Here is a 16,249-nt window from a genome sequence, read left to right as displayed (position 1 = left end):
CCAACCGTGGGCTGCGGGTTCAACCAACCGCGGGTTCAGCCCGCGACGCGCGTCGAACGCGTCGCTGGCGTCCAGTGCGTCGCGGACGTGGTGAGGGGCCTCAGGTGCTCGCGACGAGAAACGCCTCGCCCGTCGCCGGCCGCAGCCCATCGGATCGATGAGAGAAATAGCGTTCGGTCAGATCGGCCGTCGATACGTGCCGGACCTGGCTGAAACCCGCTTCGCGCGCCAGCGCCAGCATCTCGTCGGGGCTGAAGAAGCTGACGAACGGCGTGCCCGCCGCGCGCGCCCGTTCATACACGGCCTGATGCTGCGCGCGTTCGGCGGCATCGATGAGATCGAGCGGCAACAGGAACGTCATCGCGAGTGTCGAGCCCGGCGCGAGCTTCGCGATCTGACGCAGCGTCGCGAGGTTCGCGTCGCGCGTCAGATACATCGACACGCCCGTCGATGCGACCACGGACGGCGCGCCCGCTTCAAAGCCGGCGCCCGACAGGCAGTCCCACCATGACTGGCCCGCTTCGAAGTCGACGGGCACGAGCCGCAGCCACGGCGGAACGCCATAGCCGAGTTCGATCAGGCGCTGACACTTCCACGCTTGCGCGCCCGGACGATCCACTTCGAACACCCGCAGCCGCGCTGCGATTTCCGGTTTGCGCTGCGCGAACGTATCGAGTCCCGCGCCGAGAATGACGTACTGCGACACGCCGCGGTTCGCCTCTTGCGTCACCAGGTCTTCGATGAAGCGCGCGCGGGCGACGATCGATGCCCGATAGCCGCGCGTGCCCTGAGCGTCCATGTCGGGACGGTTGCGCCAGCCTTCGTCGGGCGCGGCGAGGCGCAAGCCGATCTCGTCGTCGAGCACGTGCGGCGGCGCATCGACCTGCACATGCATGGCCCGCCACAACGCGACGCGTACGGCGGTGCTGTCGGCCGCCACCGTCTGCTTGTCGTGCATGATGTTCTCCCTGCGAATAATCGGATGTCGACGGCAAGACTGTAAAGCAATCGCACGCGTGCGGACAAAAGTACGGACGATGCGCGGCGCTATACTGTGGGCCCGACTACAGGACAGGTAGCCGGCATGGCGGTGCCCCGATGCGCTCTTAATCACATGAGGCGTTCGGAATTGCACGAGCCATCCGGCGACGACATATAAATTGGCAGATCACGATCTGAAGCGGCTCAAAATCGACCGGCCGGCCGTCGCTACGGGCGGCTGCCGGCGCAACTGGATCGGCTACGGGGCCGTCGCGCTGCTGCTTGCCGGCGCACTTTTCGCGGGCCTGAGGCTTGCCGGGCCGCAGACCGTCGACACCACGACCGTGGTGTCCGCTTACCCTTCGCAAACCTACACGCTGCTCAACGCGACGGGCTACGTCGTGCCGCAGCGCAAGGCGGCCGTGGCGTCGAAGGCGCAAGGGCGGCTCGAATGGCTCGGCGTGCTCGAAGGCACGCGCGTCAAGCAGAACGAGGTGATCGCGCGCATCGAGAGCAACGACGTCGAGGCCGCGCTCGCGCAGGCCAAGGCGCAGGTCAAGGTCGCGCAGGCCAATCTCGCGCTGCAGGAAGCGGAATTGAAGAACGCGGAAATCAATCTGCGCCGCTCGGCAATCCTTGCACCGAAGGGCGCCATGCCCGCGACCCAGTACGACGCCGATCTCGCCCGCTACGACAAGGCGAAGGCGTCGATCGACAACGCCCGCGCCGCGATCGTGTCGGCGAAGGCGAACGCGCAGGCCGCGCAGGTCTCCGTCGATCAGACCGTGATCCGCGCGCCGTTCGACGGCGTCGTGATCGAAAAGCACGCGAACGTCGGCGACAACATCACGCCGTTTTCGCAGGCCTCCGACAGCAAGGGCGCGGTCGTGACGATCGCCGACATGGCGACGCTCGAAGTCGAGGCCGACGTCGCCGAATCGAACATCGCGAAGATCACCGTCAACGAGCCGTGTGAGATCCAGCTTGACGCGCTGCCGGAGGTTCGCCTCGCGGGAAGCGTGTCGCGCATCGTGCCGACCGTCGACCGCTCGAAGGCGACCGTGCTCGTCAAGGTGCGCTTCGTCGATCGCGACGAACGCGTGCTGCCGGACATGAGCGCGAAGATCGCGTTTTTGTCGAAGCCGGTGCCGCCGCAGGACAGACAGCCGGTGGTCGCGGTGCAGCCGGCCGCCATCGTCGATCGGGGCGGGCGCAAGGTTGTGTTCGCGATCAAGGACGATGCCGTGCGCGAAGTGCCCGTCACGACGGGCGCGACGCTCGGCGAACTGGTTGCCGTCAACGGCGTGCGTCCCGGCGATGTGCTCGTGCGCTCGCCGAACGAGCACATCAAGGACGGCGCGAAAGTCACCGTGGCGAAGAAGCCGTGAACGACATGAGTCATGACGCGAGCGCGGCACTGAAAGAGGCGATGCCCCTCGTCGACATCCGTCACCTCGTGAAGTCGTACCGGCGCGGCGTGCAGACGGTGCCCGTGCTGTCGGACATTACGCTCGCGATCGGCGAAGGCGATTTCATTGCGCTGATGGGACCGTCGGGCTCGGGCAAGAGCACGCTGCTCAATCTGATCGCGGGCATCGACCGGCCGGACGGCGGCGAGCTGCGCGTCGGCGGCGTCGACATCACGCGGCTCTCCGAAGCGGCGCTTGCGCAATGGCGCGCGGCGCATGTCGGCTTCATCTTCCAGTTCTACAACCTGATGCCCGTGCTGACGGCGTTCGAGAACGTCGAGCTGCCGTTGATGCTCACGCGCCTGACGCGCAAGGAGCGCCGCGAGCGCGTGGCGCTCGTGCTCGACATGGTCAATCTGTCGAACCGCGCGCATCACTATCCGTCGGAGCTGTCGGGCGGCCAGCAGCAGCGCGTCGCGATCGCCCGCGCGCTGATCACCGATCCGACTCTGATCGTCGCCGACGAACCGACGGGCGACCTCGACCGCGCGTCCGCCGAGGAAGTGCTGTCGATGTTGCAGCGGCTCAACCGCGAGCTGGGCAAGACCATCATCATGGTGACGCACGACGCGCATGCGGCGGGCGCGGCAAGGGCGCTCGTGCATCTGGAGAAAGGGGAGCTGATCGATGGAATGGCTCGCTGAAATGCCCAATGAAGCGCGCAACCGCAGGCTGCCATGCATCTGCTGAAGCTGATCACGCGCAACGCGCTGCGTCACAAGCTGCGCACGATGCTGACCGTGCTCGGGCTGACGATTGCCGTGCTCGCATACGGCTTGCTGCATACCGTGGTCGATGCGTGGTACGCGGGCGCGGCGGCGGCGTCGAATGCGCGGCTTGTCACGCGCAATGCGATTTCGCTGACGTTCCCGCTGCCGCTCAGCTACGAAAACCGCATTCGAGGCGTCGACGGCGTGACGATGGTCGCGCGTTCGAGCTGGTTTGGCGGCATCTATCGCGAGCCGAAGAACTTCTTCGCGCAGTTCGCCGTGTCGGACAACTATCTGGACCTGTACCCCGAATTCATTCTGCCCGCGCAGCAGCGTAGTGAATACGCACGCGACCGCAAGGGCTGTCTGATCGGCAGGCAGCTTGCGAACGCGTTCGGCTTCAAGGTCGGCGACGTGATTCCCATCAAGGGGACGATCTATCCGGGCACGTGGGAATTCACGGTGCGCGGCATTCTCGATGGGCGCGACGAATCGACGATCACGCGTCAGCTGATTTTCCACTGGGACTATCTGAACGAAACGGTGCGCAAGATGCCGGGGCGCAAACCGGATCAGGTCGGCGTGTACGTGCTCGGCATTTCGAATCCCGACGATGCCGCCGCAATCTCGCGCAACGTCGACGCCGTGTTCAAGAACTCGCTCGCCGAAACGCTTACGGAAACGGAGCAGGCATTCCAGCTCGGCTTCGTCGCGATGTCGAATCAGATCATCGCGGCGATCCGTCTCGTGTCGTACGTGGTGATCGTGATCATCATGGCCGTGATGGCGAACGCGATGGCGATGAGCGCGCGCGAGCGCACTGTCGAATACGCGACGCTCAAGGCGCTCGGCTTCGGACCGGGCTTTCTCGCGCTGCTGATGTTCGGCGAGTCGGTGACGATCAGCGCGGTGGGCGGCGCGCTCGGCATGCTCGCGACGCCGCCCGCCGCGAGCTTCTTCAAGCAGGCGACGGGCGGCGTGTTTCCCGTGTTCGTCGTATCGCACCAGACGATGCTGTTGCAGGCCGCATGCGCGCTCGCCGTCGGACTTGCCGCCGCGATCATTCCGGCGATGCAGGCCGCGCGCGTGCGGATCGTCGAAGGCCTGCGGGCGATCGGCTAGAGGCGAGGCTATCGTGGCGATTCCGCTCTCATACATCGCTCGCAACCTGTGGACGCGCCGTCTGACCACGGCGCTCACGGCGAGCGGACTCGCGCTCGTCGTGTTCGTGTTCGCGACCGTGCTGATGCTCGACGCGGGCCTCAAGAAAACGCTCGTTTCGACGGGCGAAGAAGACAACGTCGTGGTGATCCGCAAGGGCGCGGAAACGGAAGTGCAGAGCGCGATCGACCGCGCTCAGGCGAACGTGATCGAAATGCATCCTGCCGTTGCGATGGGCGGCGACGGCAGGCGCATGGCGTCGAAGGAATCCGTCGTGCTGATCTCGCTGCTCAAGCTCAGTACGGGGAAACCGTCGAACGTCGTGATACGCGGCGTATCGCCCGCGGGCATGAGCTTGCGGCCGCAAGTGAAGCTCGCGTCGGGGCGTATGTTCACGCCAGGCTCGTCGGAGATCATCGTCGGCAGCAGCGTTGCAAAGGGCTTCAGCGGCACGCAGCCGGGCGAGCATTTGCACTTCGCGCAGCGCGACTGGACAGTGGTCGGCACGTTCGACGCCGGCGGCAGCGGCTTCGATTCCGAAATCTGGGGCGACGTCGATCAGCTGATGCAGTCGTTTCGCCGCAGCAGTTATTCGTCGATGGTGGTGCGCCTCGCGCAGTCCGATCAGTTCGATGGCTTCAAACGGGATCTCGACGTCGATCCGCGCCTCGCCGACGAAGCGAAGCGCGAGCAGACGTTCTACAGCGACCAGTCGAAGGCGCTCTCGACGTTCATCAACATACTCGGCTTCACGCTGTCGACGATCTTTTCGATCGCCGCGATGATCGGCGCGATGATCACGATGTATGCGTCCGTCGCGAATCGCGTCGCGGAGATCGGCACGTTGCGCGCGCTCGGCTTCAGGCGCTCGAACGTGCTCGCCGCGTTTCTCGTCGAAGCGATGTTGCTCGGATTCGTCGGCGGGATGATGGGCCTGGGCTGCGCGGCCTTCATGCAGTTCGCGTCGTTTTCGACCACCAACTTTCAGACCTTTGCGGACCTGTCGTTCCGTTTCATCCTGACGCCCGCCATCGTCATAAAGACGCTCGCGTTTTCGATGACGATGGGGCTCGTCGGCGGATTCCTGCCCGCGATGCGTGCCGCTCGCATGAGCATCGTCGATGCGTTGCGTACGCGTTGAGCCCGCGTTGAGCACACGCTGAGCGGACGCTGAGGGCATTCCATTGCGCCGACGAGCGGAGCGTCACTTCGCCTTGTTCGCCTGCTTTTCGATGTCGGCGCGCAAGCGGTCTTCCTGTTCGCGCAATTCGGGCGTGAACTCGTCGCCGAAATCGTCGGCTTCGAATATCTGGCGGATTTCGATTTCCGATTCGCCTTCCATCGGGTTCGGACAGCGCCGGACCCATTCGATAGCTTCTTCCATCGACTTCACTTGCCACAGCCAGAAGCCGGCGATCAGTTCTTTCGTCTCCGCGAACGGCCCGTCGATCACGGTGCGCTGCGGACCCGAGAAACGCACGCGCTTGCCGCGTGAACTGGGATGCAGGCCTTCGCCCGCGAGCATCACGCCTGCCTTGACGAGCTCTTCGTTGAAGTTGCCCATGGCGGCCAGCAATTCGGTACCCGGCATCTTGCCGGCTTCCGAGTCGCCCGTGGCCTTGACGATCACCATCACTTTCATCGCTGCATCTCCTCGAATGGGTTGTCGAAACCGCGCGATCAGGCGGCTTTCATCGTTACGACGATCGACGATAGCTGAAATCGACATCGATGTGCGCGTTAGCGCTCTGCGCCAGAGGTGCGAATGCAAGTGCGCAACACGTTTGCACAAACGTTCAAGACTGTGCGCCGTTGCGAGCATTACGCTGTGTCCCGTACGGATGATCCGGGTATTCAGCGCGAGGGCGACATGTCGGCTTCAATCACGCATCAGGTGCTTCCTTCAATTCGCGAAGCCGTTTTCCCGGCCGATACGGCTGCTGTTGTTGCGATCGTTCGCGAATACGTGAAATGGCTCGACATGGACCTGTCGTATCGCGGCTTCGAGCATGAAATGCAGACGTTCGAACAGACGTACACGTTGCCATCGGGCATGTTCTTCGTCGCGGAAGCAGACGGCGATATAGCGGGCTGCGTGGGACTTCTGCGACATTCAAATGAAGTTGCCGAAGTGAAGCGGCTTTATGTGCGTCCTGTATATCGAGGTCTGTCGCTCGGGGAGCAACTCGTTGCATCGGTGATCGGCAAAGCGAAGGCGCTGGGATATGCGAAGCTCGTGCTCGATTCCGTTCCTCAAACGGCCTTCGCGCAGCGTCTGTACGAACGTATGGGCTTCACCGAAACGGCCGCCTATTACGCGAACCCCGTTGCAGGGACGCGCTTTCTCTCACTTGTTCTCTAAAGGGAAGGAGCACGTGTTCGATCGCTCGTGATCTCACACAGAGGGAGGATAAGGTAGCACCCGCGACGCAATTGACATTTGATGCAAGTGACGGGTGCAAGTGATTCGCGCTTGCGAGACTAGCAATTGTCAAATGCAGCATCGGTCGATGCCAACGCGCATTGCTGTTTTCATATGAAGTATCAACCTCGGGCCGGAGTTGCCGTTATACATCGGCAGAGTCACCGGAACTGGCCTGAGCTAATAATGCTTTCCTCCCTAACGGATCGGACGTCCGACGCCGGATTGCAACACCGGTTTCACCGACGTTCACTGGAACATCAGCGACCCCTTGCGACCATGACGATGGCGTTTACCGTCATCGCATTCATGGCGTTCGCATTCGCGCGCTGCTTCGTGACGGGGCCGGCCGTGCCGCTCATCTGGCGGCTCGTGTGCGGCGCGTGCCTTGCGCTGCTCGTCGCCGCGATTGCCCGCGCGAGGAGCACATCGCAATTCGGCGCGCTCGGCGTCGCGTATATGCTCGTGTTGCTCGCGGGGCTCGCGTTGAATGTCGATGGGCTCGACGCGCCGTTGGTGTGGGTGCTGCCTGCAATGGTGGCGATACCCGTCTGCGCGGCGCCGCTGTGGCTCACGCCTGCGCATTTCTTCGTCGGCAGCGCGCTCTTTTGCGCAACGGGCGTGCCGCTGTTGATGAGCCTGCCGCGCGCGCAAGACGATGCGAATGTCGCGTGGTGGATGTGGCTCGCCATCGCGCTGCCGACGGCCGCCGTGTTTCACTTCGGCTTCTACCGCTTCAGACGCAATCACTTTCTGCTCGAAGACCGCCTCGCGCGTCTTGCCGCAACCGATCCGCTGACGGGGCTGCACAACCGCCGCGCGTTTCTCGATCAGGCGGCGATGCGTCTGTCGAAGCTGAACGGAGATGCGAGCGTCAGCGCCATTTTTATCGACATCGATCACTTCAAGTCGCTGAACGACCGGTTCGGCCATGCAATCGGCGATCAGGCGCTGTCGAACGTCGCGCGCGTGCTGAAGGAGATGACGACGCCCGCCGACATCGTGGGCCGTATCGGCGGGGAAGAATTCGTGCTGCTGCACGACGCGGCCTTGCGTCCCGCTGCGCAACTCGCCGAAACGTTGCGCAGCGCGATCGGCCGCATTGCGCGTCCCGATGGCCTCTTGAGCGCGAGCTTCGGCGTTGCGCAATACCGATGCGGCGAAAGCGTGATGGCGCTGCTCGATCGCGCCGACGAGGCCTTGCTGCGAGCGAAGCATACGGGGCGCAACTGTGTGTGCGTCGAACGCGCGGCGCCCGTCGATCCCGCGCGCCTCACATGGGCGCATGATCTCGTGGACGGCGCGTCGTCGGAACCGATCCGCCAGTTGTGGGACGACTTCTGGCTGACCTCGCAGTTCCAGCCGCTCTACAGCCTCTCGCACCAGAAGCAGGTCGGCTTCGAGGCGTTGTTGCACGGCGAGCGCGAGGACGGCTCGCACGTGCCGCCCGCCGTGCTGTTCTCGCCGAGGCCGTTCAGCGATCAGGGCGATCTCGATCGGACGAGCCACGCGTTGCATATCGGCAATGCGCGCCGCCTGATCCCTGAAGACGCATGGCTGTTTCTCAACATCCTGCCTGCCACTTTCATCGCCGATGGCTATGCCCGTCAGCTTGCGCAGCTCGTGGGCTCGGCGGGGCTCGCGCCGGATCGCGTGGTGCTCGAACTGCTGGAGTCGCATGGCGGCAGCGTCGACGACATGTCGCGCGCGGCAGGGCAGTATCGCGAGCACGGCTTTCTGATTGCCGTCGACGATTTCGGCGCGGGCCACTCGAACCTCGATCGTCTGCTGCGCATCCGGCCCGATCTCGTGAAGCTCGACGGCGAGCTGATACGCGCAACGAGCCCCGGCGTCGAGCAGCCGATCTTGCCGAAGCTCGTCTCGCTGCTGCATCAGGCGGGCATGCTGGTCGTGGTGGAGGGCGTCGAGACGACGGAGCAGCTGATTCTCGCCGTCGAGTCGAACGTCGACTTCGCGCAAGGCTTTCTGCTTGGCCGGCCGTCGCCGTCCGTCACGCCGCCCGATGCCGTGCACCGGCGCATCGATCACGCATTCGATGTGATCGCGCAAGGGCGCGCGCATCAGCACGCGCTGTTCGAATCGGAAGTGCGGCCGTACCGGCAGGCGCTCGATGCGGGCGTCGATGCATGGCTCAAGGGCGTGCCGCTCGCCGATGCATTCTGCGATCTCGCGCAGCTGGAGCTATGCGTCAGCTGTTTCGTGCTCGACGATACGGGGCGGCAGATCGGACATGAAGTGATGGGCAGGGCGTCGGCGGTCGAAGGCGGGTCGCTGCATCCCGTCGCGAATCCGCGCGATGCGCGCTGGGACCATCGGCCGTATTTCCGTAATGCCGTGCTGCGTCCGGGCGTGCCCGTCACGAGCAGCCCGTATCTGTCGCTCGCGAGCGGCAGGCCGTGCATCGCGGTGACGGTCGCGTTGCAGTCGCCCGAGGGGCGCTGCGTGGTCGGAGCGGAACTGGACTGGTCGCTGCGGCGTCTTCCGTGGCCGACGGCCGAGCATTGGTGATGCGCTGCGCGCTAGTGCTTCAGCGCATCCGTCCTTTGACGCGCTAGCGCAGTTGCGCGAGCAGCGCGCGCGCCTGCTCGTGGAGATCGGCGTCCGTGGGCCGCAGCGCGAAGCGCATCGACTGGGGCAACTGCGCATAGTGCTTGCCCGTGCTGCGCGCGTAGGCGGGATCGTAGTGCAGGTCGATCAACTGCTCGAAGAGTTCGACGCGTTTGTCTTCGTCGATCATCGTCTGCCATTCGCCGATTCTCGCGCGACCGTGCAACTCGATCAGCTTCGCGAGTTGCGCCTTGAAGAACTCGCGGTCGTCGAAGAGGTGCGCATAGTCTTGCAGCAGCAGGCGGATGCGTTCGCCGCGCTCCGTTTCCACACGGATGCACGTGCCGCGATGAAGCTGCTCCGTCAACGAGACGGGCAGCGAGACGGAACCGATGCGCCGGCTTTCCGCTTCGACGAATACGGGCCGACTCGGGTCGAACCCGCGCAACGCGGAGACGAGCGCGGTATCGAAGGCCTTCTGCGAAGGCTGCGCCTCGTTCGGCAGCATGCCGAGAATCGAGCCGCGATGCGATGCGAGCCCTTCGAGATCGAGCGCTTGCGCATCGGTTTCGGCCAGCGCGTGCAGGAGCCGCGTCTTGCCGCTGCCCGTATGGCCCGCGAGAACGACGTAGCGGAATTGCCCCGGCAGCGTGTCGAGCGACTGGACGACCGCGTGCCGGTAGCTCTTGTAGCCGCCGTCCAGTTGCCGCGCGCGCCAGCCGATCAGGTTGAGCCAGGTCGTCATCGATCCCGAGCGCTTGCCGCCGCGCCAGCAATAGACAAGCGGCCGCCAGTTGCGCGGACGGTCCGCAAAGGTCGTTTCGAGGTGCCCGGCGATATTGCGCGAAACCATGGCCGCGCCTTGCCGGGTCGCCTCGAACGGCGACACCTGCTTGTACATCGTGCCGATGATGACGCGTTCCTCATTGGACAGCACGGGTGCATTGATTGCGCCGGGAATGTGATCCTCGGCGAATTCGAGCGGCGTGCGGACATCGACGATTTCGTCGAACTCCGATATCTGGTCGAGCGGGGCGAGAAGCGATTTCAAGGGTTGGGGCACACGGGCCGTTGCGATGCGACGTAATGGGTAATTATCGCATGTCGGCGTTTTTGCCCTGTTTTTGCCGGCCTTTTCCGTGCTCCGGCAGCGACAGCGCGCCGCGCGCAAATGCCTCACGTTATGATGTAAACTGGCAGCAAGCGATGAAAGCTGATATGCGTCGCTGGAATTGCCGTTTCATGCACAGTCAACGCACCCTTGGGGAGGGCCAACATGTCGATCTCGTCGGTATTGAACTGGTGTTTCGGGAACCCGGGCCATCATGTCGGGGCCACGGATGACCGCGCGAAGGGCGACGGTGAAGCGAACCGGGGTGATCGCAGTGCGCGGGAGCAACAGGACGATCGGCGAGCGGCGCTCGGCGAGTTGCAACGGCAGGCCTATTTCCAGCAGTTGCTGCGGCTCACCTGCGCGGACGTGATGCGCAAGCCGCCCGTCACCGTGACCGTCGACGATACGATCGGCGCCGCGTTGAAGGTGCTCGATTCGCACCATATCAAGCTGCTGCCGGTCGTCGATGCAGAGGGCTGCCTGAAAGGCGTGGTCACGCATGTCGACTTGCAGCCGCTCGATGCCGTCCTGCCTTTTCTCAAGCTCGCATCCGATACCACCGCGCCCGAGAGCGAGCGGCGCCAGCGGCCCGTGACTACGGTGATGTCGCGCCAGGTCCGCTGCGTGGCCGAGACGACGCCGCTCACCGACGTCATCCGGCTCTTCACGCAAAAAGAAGGGCATCATCATCTGCCCGTCGTGGACGACGACGGCCGTGTGGTCGGCGTTCTGACGCAGGCCGACATCATGAAGATCATGTGCGGGCAATGAGCGGCCGCCAAGCCACCCATAAGCGACTGATCAGCAATAAGTCGGCACGCTCACGCGCTCAGCCGGCACAGTGACTCGCTGCGCGCGGCCAGTTGCGTGGCCCCTTCGCCAATCGCCCCGCCGATCAGGATCACGGCCGGGCTCGCAATGTTTTCCGACGCGGCCCGCGCCGCAATCTCGCCTAGCGTTGCGCACACGCGCCTTTCGCGCGACGTGCCGGCCCACTGCACGACGGCGGCGGGCGTATCGATGGGCAGCGTCTTGCCGAGCGCTTCGCTAATGCCTTCGATGCGGCTCGCGCCCATGTAGATCGCGAGCGTCATGCCCGTGGCCGCAAGCGTCGGCCAGTCGGGTTCGCTGCCGTCGCGCAGATGCGCCGTCACGAAGATCACGCCCTGGCAATGGTCGCGATGCGTGAGCGACACGCCGAGCCCCGCTGCCGCTGCGAAGCCGGATGAAATCCCGTTGACGATATCGACGTCGATTCCCGCGCTGCGCAGATCGGCGATCTCTTCGCCCGCGCGGCCGAACAGCAGCGCATCGCCGCCCTTGATCCGCACGACGTGCCGGCCTTGCAGCGCATAGCGGCGCATCAGGCGCTGGATGAACGCTTGCGGCGTCGACTTGCAGCCGCCGCGCTTGCCGACCTTGATGACGCGCGCATGAGCGGCCTTCAGCGTCGTGATCTCGTCATTGACGAGATCGTCGATCAGCAGCACGTCGGCGGCCGCGATGGCCTTCGCCGCCCTGAAGGTGAGCAGGTCCAGATCGCCGGGTCCCGCGCTGACCAGTGTGACTTTGCCCGTGTTCATCCGTTTCTCCATCGCGTATGTTCGTCAGTCGATATCGCCAATGCAAGCGGCGTCCCGCTCGTGCTCGCACGAAGGGGACGCCGCTGTCCTGTCTGCTTTTTTGCCCGTTCCCGTGGCGCGCTCCATGCGCGGACGGGATGCCGGCGCCTTTGCCGGCGAACGGCGTTGTCGCAAGAACGAGGCCAGTCGCTGAAACGCCCCGATGCTTTTATGTGTGCAACGCGCGGCGGGCTTCGTTGCGAGCGGGCGGCTCGAGTGTGCGATGCAAAGCGTCTGAAGATTTCGTCGTGCCGTGTCGCGCACGCGCGTAGTGCTGCGACGCACCACGAAAGTGCTTGCGAGCATCATCATGATTCGTTAACCCTGGCGGCTGTGGAGGCAGCGCAATCGCCGCATCGCCTGCGCGCGCGGCTCTCCGCCATAACGTCTCGCATGGCATATGACTTGCATCGTCAAACTGGCGCGGCGCCAACGACGAGCCGCGCCGCAGCAAATCTTTATAGCATTCGCAGCACTTTGCAGCATCGAATTGGACAACGGCGTCCCCTCGGTCTGGTTTTCGAACCGGACTGGCGGGACGCCGTTGGCGTTTACTTTTGCGCGTTCTTCGCGTTGCATGCGCACGAACGCAGCACGACAAGCACCTGGAGACGAAATGAAGCAGCGCCTCTCGACGTTGATCGACTTCTTCACCCGCGATCGCGTGCCCGTGGCTGCCCTCGCGAGCGAAGTCGATGACATCCGCCAGCGTCATGGCGCGAGCATGCGTCCCGAACGGCTCAGGGAGCGGCGTGGACCGCGCGCGCGGATGCAACGCGGCGAGGCGTACAGAATCGCTCGCGCGAAGGGCTGCGTGCGAAGAACGGCTACGACGCTGAACATTGCATGATTGTTTGCTACTGTGGATCGATCCGCGCCGCGTGCGTTTTCCAGAGCCACGAGAGAGGACCGTCATCATGCAGACGTTCGAATGTGTATTGCCCGCCGCCGCCGCGCTTGGCGAATGTCCACGCTGGGATGAGCGCCGCGCGAAACTGTGGTGGGTCGATATCCAGGCGCCGGCGCTGCATGGTTTCGATCCGAAGACAGGGCAGCACGTGGCGATTCCGATGCCCGAGCACATTGGGTGCTTTTCGCTGACGGAAGACGACGGCTTCGTTGCCGGCATGCGCACGGGCATCTTTCTGCTGGACGCGAAAGGGCAGGTGGCGCGCAAGCTCTGCGCGAACCCCGAGAATCCCGCGACGAGCCGCTTCAACGATGGCCGCTGCGATGCGCGTGGCCGGTTCTGGCTCGGCACACTGGACGAACCGAAAGCGGGCAATGCGGCATCGTTGTATCGGTATGCAAACGGCCAGCTGACGAAGATCGACGCGGGCCTGCTGACGTCGAACGGCATGGCGTTCAGTCCCGACTACCATTGGTGTTATCACTCGGATACGCCGCGCCTCACGATCTACCGGCACCCGTACGACGTCGACAGCGGCCAGGTCGGACCGCGCGAAGACTGGGTGAAGTTCGAGCCGACGCAGACGGATCGCGGGCGCCCCGATGGCGCGTCGGTGGATAGCGAAGGCTTCTACTGGTCCGCGCTGTACGAAGGCGGACGCGTCGTGCGCATTTCGCCGGAAGGCAAGGTCGTCGGCGAATATCCGTTGCCGGCGCGCTGCCCGACGATGTGCGCGTTCGGCGGCGACGATCTGCGCACGCTCTATGTGACCACCGCGCGCCAGGGCCGCCCCGCCGAGGAACTCGAACAGTATCCGCAATCGGGCGGGGTCTTTGCGATGCGCGTGTCGGTGCCGGGGCTGATCGAAAAGCGCAGCGCGTTGCGCGTGACGGATTGAATGGGGGAAACGCGCACGCATCGAATCCCGCGCTGCGTTCACCATGCTTCGTGGCGCTTGCGTCGCAGACGGACGGTCGCGCGCGAGGTTGCCGTTATCTGCCGTTATCATATGCGGCTGATAAAGAACGCGACCCCAAACCATCAGCATGTCCAGCACTCCACGCAGCACCAGACGCGCCACCGAAACACGCAACGCGCTCGCGGGACCGCCGCGCATGTCGGATGTCGCGGCGCTCGCGGGCGTATCGAAGATGACAGTGTCGCGCGTGCTCGCCGGCAGCGGCGTTGCACCCGCCACGCGCGAGCGCGTGCAGCGGGCCATCGATGAACTCGGCTACGTCGCCGATGCGGCGGCGGGCGCGTTGTCGTCGGGGCGTTCGGCGTTTGCGGCGGTGCTCGTGCCGTCGCTTGCCAGCTCCAACTTCTCCGACACCGTGCGCGGGCTCACGGCCGCGCTCGAGCCGCAAGGACTGCAACTGCTGATCGGCGATACGGACTACGATCTCGAACGTGAAGAGCGGCTCGTGCGCTCGATGCTGCGCCATCAGCCGCGCTGCATCGCGCTGACGGGCGCGCAGCATACGAGCGGGACGCGCGAGTTGCTGTTGCGTTCGGGCGTGCCCGTCGTCGAGATGTGGGATCTGCCGACCTCGCCGATCGATGCGGCCGTGGGCTTTTCCAATGCGAAAGCTGCGCGCGAGATGGTTCGTTATCTGGTCGAACGCGGCTATCGGCGCATCGGCTTTCTCGGCGGCGCGAGCGAGCTCGACCGGCGCGGTCTCGAACGTCTCAAGGGCTATCTGCAGGAAGTGAAGATGCAGGGCCTCGGCGAGCCGCGCGTCGTGCGACTCGGCGAGTCACCCATCACGATGAGCCACGGCGCGCCCGCGCTCGATGCGCTGTTGCATCAATGGCCCGATACGGATGCCGTGATGTGCGTGAGCGACATGTCCGCGTTCGGCGCGATCATGCAATGCCGCCGGCGCGGCTTGTCGGTGCCGGGCGATATCGCGGTCGCGGGCTTCGGCAATTTCGAAGTGGCCGCGTGCTGCGCGCCCACCATCACGACGATTTCCGTCGACGCGTACGGCATCGGCACGCGCACGGGCGAAGCATTGCTGGCCGCGCTCGCGGCGCAGGACGGCGCGGCAGGAGCGACGCGCGCTTCGGCGCGCAAGAGCGTGAAGATCGACTTCAGCGTGATCGCGCGCGAGAGCGCGTAGCGCGCTTTTCATCGGGCCATCGGACCATCGGCCTGTCGTGCATGGCAAGGTGCGGGCCGTTCATCATCGGAGGATCGATTGTTTTTGAAGTCGCAGCCGATGTCGTCGGTCGGTTTCGGCGACGACGTCGGCTTGCTGGCGGCATCGACATGGAACAACCCCGAGCAGGAAATCGTGCTCGCCGTGAACAGCAAGGGGACGGTCACGGGCGCGACGCTCGGCAACGACGTGAACCTGCGTGATATCGAAGGGTGCTCGGCGCTGCTGCTCGGCAAGTGCAAGGGCAACAACGGCTCGTGTGCGATCGGGCCGTTCGTGCGGCTCTTCGACGGCGAATTCACGCTCGACTCCGTGCGGCGCGCGACTGTCGCGTTGCGCGTCGAAGGCTTCGACGACGGCTTTCTGCTCGAAGGCGTGAGTCACATGTCGGAGATCAGCCGCGCTCCCGCCGATCTCGTCGCGCAGACGTGCGGCAGGCATCATCAGTATCCCGATGGCTTCATGCTGTTTCTCGGCACAATGTTCTCGCCGATCAAGGATCGCGATGCAGAGGGCGGCGGCTTCACGCATCACCTTGGAGACATCGTGACGATCTCGACGTCGCAACTCGGCGCGCTGAGCAATACCGTGCAGCCGTGCACGGAAATTACACCGTGGACGTTCGGCGTGCGCTCGCTGTACGCGAATCTCGCCGCGCGCGGGCTGCTAGCTTCGGGCACAATAGATCGCGAAGTAGTGGGTGCATGTCAAATGGGTGCGACGACGAATTAAAATAACGTTTGCGAGTCCCGCTCCATGGACTCGCAAGGTTTAGTCTGCTCAGGACGGCAAAGCTAACCACATTGCCTTCATTCTTCCCTGATTAAATGGTTGCGCGAAGGCCTAAAGATCTGCGATTCGCAGTCGATATAAAGGCAAGAATAAAAGGCGCGTCGAGCGCCTGTGTAGTCGAACTGCACGCCAGGTACTTCGGTGCCTGGCGTTTTTTCTTTCCGGAGTACTTGCCGGAACGCTTGGCAGAGCCGTAGCCCGCTTGCCGCATCCCGTTCATCGAATACGCTTAGAATGCGAACTGATAGCGCGTTCGACCCGTCGAGACGAACCGTGAGAAGAACAAGACGCGCCGATAGCGTCACCATCAACGGAGAGGATGTTGTGCATTTTCTGAA

General features: G+C 64.2%; 14 protein-coding genes and 1 pseudogene. 11 read left to right on the top strand and 4 right to left on the bottom strand.

All coding sequences use genetic code 11. The features are described 5' to 3' along the window. Window positions 1-100 precede the first annotated feature (100 nt). Window positions 101-958 (bottom strand): class I SAM-dependent methyltransferase, encoded by an 858-nt coding sequence (locus tag BMW76_RS18305; protein WP_090867513.1) that lies wholly within the window; start codon window positions 956-958, stop codon window positions 101-103. Window positions 959-1,160: 202 nt separating this feature from the next. Here BMW76_RS18305 and BMW76_RS18300 point away from each other — a divergent pair, with 202 nt between their 5' ends. From BMW76_RS18300 to BMW76_RS18285, 4 genes are read left to right on the top strand one after another with little or no spacing between them, the layout of a single operon-like run. Then, the gene (locus tag BMW76_RS18300; RefSeq protein ID WP_090867511.1) at window positions 1,161-2,369 is read left to right on the top strand and encodes an efflux RND transporter periplasmic adaptor subunit; all 1,209 of its coding nucleotides are present in this window, start codon (window positions 1,161-1,163) and stop codon (window positions 2,367-2,369) included. Window positions 2,370-2,374: 5 nt separating this feature from the next. After that, window positions 2,375-3,094, top strand: a complete 720-nt coding sequence (locus BMW76_RS18295) for an ABC transporter ATP-binding protein (RefSeq protein ID WP_245763276.1) — start codon at window positions 2,375-2,377, stop codon at window positions 3,092-3,094. Window positions 3,095-3,127: 33 nt separating this feature from the next. Then, complete coding sequence (locus BMW76_RS18290; RefSeq protein ID WP_090867508.1) at window positions 3,128-4,282, top strand: ABC transporter permease; 1,155 nt, start codon at window positions 3,128-3,130, stop codon at window positions 4,280-4,282. 13 nt (window positions 4,283-4,295) lie between these two features. Next, window positions 4,296-5,462 (top strand): ABC transporter permease, encoded by a 1,167-nt coding sequence (locus BMW76_RS18285; RefSeq protein ID WP_090867506.1) that lies wholly within the window; start codon window positions 4,296-4,298, stop codon window positions 5,460-5,462. 63 nt (window positions 5,463-5,525) lie between these two features. Here BMW76_RS18285 and BMW76_RS18280 read toward each other — a convergent pair whose 3' ends face one another. Continuing rightward, entirely contained in the window at window positions 5,526-5,963 is a 438-nt protein-coding gene (locus BMW76_RS18280) for a YciI family protein (RefSeq protein ID WP_090867504.1), read from the bottom strand. A gap of 228 nt (window positions 5,964-6,191) precedes the next feature. Between BMW76_RS18280 and BMW76_RS18275 the strand changes: the two genes are divergently transcribed. Together BMW76_RS18275 and BMW76_RS18270 are read left to right on the top strand one after the other, a co-directional pair. Beyond that, window positions 6,192-6,683: a GNAT family N-acetyltransferase gene (locus tag BMW76_RS18275; protein ID WP_090867664.1), complete on the top strand. Its 492-nt coding sequence runs from the start codon at window positions 6,192-6,194 to the stop codon at window positions 6,681-6,683. A gap of 246 nt (window positions 6,684-6,929) precedes the next feature. Next, the gene (locus BMW76_RS18270) at window positions 6,930-9,272 is read left to right on the top strand and encodes a diguanylate cyclase (protein WP_090867502.1); all 2,343 of its coding nucleotides are present in this window, start codon (window positions 6,930-6,932) and stop codon (window positions 9,270-9,272) included. A 43-nt stretch (window positions 9,273-9,315) separates the two neighbouring features. Here the strand turns inward: BMW76_RS18270 and mnmH are convergent, their stop codons facing one another. Beyond that, window positions 9,316-10,362, bottom strand: coding sequence for a tRNA 2-selenouridine(34) synthase MnmH (gene mnmH, locus BMW76_RS18265; protein ID WP_090867500.1), 1,047 nt, complete (start codon window positions 10,360-10,362; stop codon window positions 9,316-9,318). A 225-nt stretch (window positions 10,363-10,587) separates the two neighbouring features. On the opposite strand from mnmH, the gene BMW76_RS18260 reads away from it, so the two are divergent. Continuing rightward, complete coding sequence (locus BMW76_RS18260; protein WP_090867498.1) at window positions 10,588-11,196, top strand: CBS domain-containing protein; 609 nt, start codon at window positions 10,588-10,590, stop codon at window positions 11,194-11,196. Window positions 11,197-11,246: 50 nt separating this feature from the next. Here BMW76_RS18260 and cobA read toward each other — a convergent pair whose 3' ends face one another. Further along, window positions 11,247-12,008 carry a uroporphyrinogen-III C-methyltransferase gene (gene cobA / locus BMW76_RS18255; protein ID WP_090867496.1) on the bottom strand — a complete coding sequence of 254 codons (762 nt, stop codon included), beginning with the start codon at window positions 12,006-12,008 and terminating at the stop codon, window positions 11,247-11,249. Window positions 12,009-12,663: 655 nt separating this feature from the next. Between cobA and BMW76_RS18245 the strand changes: the two genes are divergently transcribed. The 4 genes and pseudogenes from BMW76_RS18245 to BMW76_RS18230 all read left to right on the top strand — a co-directional run. Further along, complete coding sequence (locus tag BMW76_RS18245) at window positions 12,664-12,897, top strand: hypothetical protein (RefSeq protein ID WP_090867492.1); 234 nt, start codon at window positions 12,664-12,666, stop codon at window positions 12,895-12,897. 67 nt (window positions 12,898-12,964) lie between these two features. Beyond that, window positions 12,965-13,855 carry an SMP-30/gluconolactonase/LRE family protein gene (locus tag BMW76_RS18240; RefSeq protein ID WP_090867490.1) on the top strand — a complete coding sequence of 297 codons (891 nt, stop codon included), beginning with the start codon at window positions 12,965-12,967 and terminating at the stop codon, window positions 13,853-13,855. A gap of 217 nt (window positions 13,856-14,072) precedes the next feature. Then, complete coding sequence (locus BMW76_RS18235) at window positions 14,073-15,080, top strand: LacI family DNA-binding transcriptional regulator (protein WP_090867488.1); 1,008 nt, start codon at window positions 14,073-14,075, stop codon at window positions 15,078-15,080. A 78-nt stretch (window positions 15,081-15,158) separates the two neighbouring features. Next, window positions 15,159-15,851, top strand: a pseudogene (locus BMW76_RS18230) (fumarylacetoacetate hydrolase family protein); the annotation flags it as partial. Window positions 15,852-16,249 lie beyond the last annotated feature (398 nt).

The sequence above is a fragment of the Paraburkholderia diazotrophica genome (assembly GCF_900108945.1).
GTDB classification, from domain to species: Bacteria; Pseudomonadota; Gammaproteobacteria; order Burkholderiales; family Burkholderiaceae; genus Paraburkholderia; species Paraburkholderia diazotrophica.
This window is presented reverse-complemented; position numbering and strand designations above follow the sequence as displayed.